Origin of the sequence: Paracoccus solventivorans (assembly GCF_900142875.1) — a bacterium.
Lineage (GTDB): Bacteria > Pseudomonadota > Alphaproteobacteria > Rhodobacterales > Rhodobacteraceae > Paracoccus > Paracoccus solventivorans.
Window position 1 is genome coordinate 1 of the sequence record NZ_FRCK01000021.1, and the last position, 2,500, is coordinate 2,500.

Below are 2,500 nucleotides of genomic sequence, written 5' to 3' on the forward strand. Positions count from 1 at the left end.
TGGTTGCGGGGGTAGGATTTGAACCTACGACCTTCAGGTTATGAGCCTGACGAGCTACCGGGCTGCTCTACCCCGCGACTGTTGCTGCGTGTTGTGTGCAGCGGTCCCCGCTGGATCTGGGCTGCGGGGGTGTGGTCATCGTTTCAGAGAGACTAGCGTTTCTTTCCAGGTCTGGCGGTGACCTACTCTCCCACGTCTTGAGACGCAGTACCATTGGCGCGACGGCGCTTAACGGCCGAGTTCGGGATGGGATCGGGTGTTTCGCTCGTGCTATGGCCACCAGACCGGGGAAGAAACGCTCAGCGTTGCCCCTTTCGGGGCAGGTGTTGTCCAAGGATGCTTTGGAGAAGACGGACTGTCTTCTTCCGGATCAAATCAAGCCAATCGAGCCATTAGTACCAGTCAGCTGAACGCATTGCTGCGCTTACACCTCTGGCCTATCGACGTGGTGGTCTTCCACGGCTCTCAAGGGATACCTTGTTTTGAGGGGGGCTTCACGCTTAGATGCCTTCAGCGTTTATCCTGTCCGTTCATAGCTACCCTGCTGTGCCGTTGGCACGACAACAGGTCCACCAGTGGAACGTTCACCCCGGTCCTCTCGTACTAGGGGCAACTCCTCTCAAGTATCCTACACCCACGGCAGATAGGGACCGAACTGTCTCACGACGTTCTAAACCCAGCTCACGTACCTCTTTAAACGGCGAACAGCCGTACCCTTGGGACCTGCTCCAGCCCCAGGATGAGATGAGCCGACATCGAGGTGCCAAACGATGCCGTCGATATGGACTCTTGGGCATCATCAGCCTGTTATCCCCAGCGTACCTTTTATCCGTTGAGCGATGGCCCTTCCACTCGGGACCACCGGATCACTATGGCCGTCTTTCGACTCTGCTCGACTTGTCAGTCTTGCAGTCAGGCTGGCTTCTGCCATTGCACTCAACGAGCGATTTCCGACCGCTCTGAGCCAACCTTCGCGCGCCTCCGTTACTCTTTGGGAGGCGACCGCCCCAGTCAAACTACCCACCACGCAGGGTCCCGGATCCGGATAACGGACCGCGGTTAGACATCAAGAGTGCGAAGGGTGGTATCTCAAGGGAGGCTCCGCCGGAACTGGCGTCCCGGTTTCAAAGCCTACCACCTATCCTGCACATCACAATCCTGATGCCAGTGCGAAGCTATAGTAAAGGTGCATGGGGTCTTTCCGTCTAACCGCGGGAAGTGTGCATCTTCACACACAGTTCAATTTCGCTGAGTCCACGTTTGAGACAGCGGGGAGATCGTTACGCCATTCGTGCAGGTCGGAACTTACCCGACAAGGAATTTCGCTACCTTAGGACCGTTATAGTTACGGCCGCCGTTTACCGGGGCTTCAATTCAGGGCTTGCACCCCTCCTTTTAACCTTCCGGCACCGGGCAGGCGTCAGACTGTATACGTCGCCTTGCGGCTTCGCACAGCCCTGTGTTTTAAGTAAACAGTCGCCACCCCCTGGTTTGTGCCCCCGGCCACCGCTTGCGCGACAACCGGGCCTCCTTCTCGCGAACTTACGGAGGTATTTTGCCGAGTTCCTTAAACGTGGTTCTCTCAAGCGCCTTGGTATTCTCTACCAGTCCACCTGTGTCGGTTTCGGGTACGGTCTCATGGAGGGCTATTTCCAGGGACCCCGCAGCTGCCCGATCAATCCGTTAAGATCGAACAACCCTGAGGATCCGTCACCATCTCCTGGCCCAGGAATATTAACCTGGTTCCCATCGACTACGCCTTTCGGCCTCGCCTTAGGGGCCGGCTTACCCTGCTCAGATTAGCTTTAAGCAGGAACCCTTGGACTTTCGGCGACAGGGTCTCTCACCCTGTTTGTCGCTACTCATGTCAACATTCTCGCTTCTGATCACTCCACCGGATGCCTTACAGCCCGGCTTCACAGTCAGAACATTGCCTCCGCAACATCTTGCGATGCTGAAGAGGCAGCGTTCTATATCACAGAACGCTCCGCTACCGCGCACATACGTGCACCCAAAGCTTCGGCTCGTGGCTTGAGCCCCGTTACATCTTCGCCGCAGGATCTCTTGTCTAGACCAGTGAGCTGTTACGCTATCTTTAAAGGATGGCTGCTTCTAAGCCAACCTCCTGGTTGTTTTGGAAATCCCACATGCTTTCCCACTTAGCCACGAATTGGGGGCCTTAGCTGTTGGTCAGGGTTGTTTCCCTCTCCACGACGGACGTTAGCACCCGCCGTGTGTCTGCCGATCAGTTCTTCCCGGTATTCGGAGTTTGCTTAGACTCAGTAAGGCTGTGGGCCCCCATCATCCATGCAGTGCTCTACCCCCGGGAGAATACAATCGACGCGCTACCTAAATAGCTTTCGCGGAGAACCAGCTATCTCCAGATTTGATTGGCCTTTCACCCCTAGCCACACGTCATCCGGACCCTTTTCAACGGGTGTCGGTTCGGCCCTCCAGTTGGTGTTACCCAACCTTCAGCCTGCACATGGCTAGATCATCT

Annotated in this window: 1 tRNA gene and 2 rRNA genes (1 of these 3 cut by a window edge); all 3 read right to left on the bottom strand. The window is 56.2% G+C overall.

The features are described from left to right. A tRNA-Met gene (locus BUB57_RS16140) sits at nucleotides 1-77 on the bottom strand. Between the two features lie 92 nt (nucleotides 78-169). After that, nucleotides 170-284: ribosomal RNA gene (gene rrf, locus BUB57_RS16145) — 5S ribosomal RNA — on the bottom strand. 87 nt (nucleotides 285-371) lie between these two features. Next, nucleotides 372-2,500: ribosomal RNA gene (locus tag BUB57_RS16150) — 23S ribosomal RNA — on the bottom strand (it continues 701 nt past the right edge of the window).